General features: G+C 66.9%; 1 pseudogene. It reads left to right on the forward strand.

From position 1 onward, the window contains the following. Positions 1–414, forward strand: a pseudogene (locus tag F3J20_RS31730) (type II secretion protein F); the annotation flags it as partial.

Raw genomic sequence — 414 nt, forward strand, 5'->3', positions numbered from 1 at the left:
TCAAAGTGCCGCTCGCGATCTGCTGCGTGCTCGTGCTGCTGCTGTGCGGGTGGGCGGCCATCGTCGGCGGCCTGCTCGCGGTGTGCGCCGCGCTCGTCGTGTGCGCGATGTTCTTCTATTTCCTGCTGTCGATGCGCGCGAACAAGCGTCGCCAGCTGATCGTGCGGCAGCTGCCGCTCTTTCTCGACGGCATCGTGCGGCTCATCACGCTCGGCAACAGCGTGCCCGCCGCATTCCAGGCCGCGCTGCAAAACACCGAGGCGCCGCTGCGCGAATGTCTCGACTATGTCTCGCGGATGCTGCGTACCGGCATCGAGATCGATCGCGCGCTCTCGCAGGTCGCGGTGATCTACGGCGTGCGCGAACTCGAACTGGTCGGCGCGGTGCTGCGTCTGTCGGTCAAGTACGGCGGCC

This window comes from Paraburkholderia sp. Cy-641, from assembly GCF_011752945.1.
Lineage (GTDB): Bacteria > Pseudomonadota > Gammaproteobacteria > Burkholderiales > Burkholderiaceae > Paraburkholderia.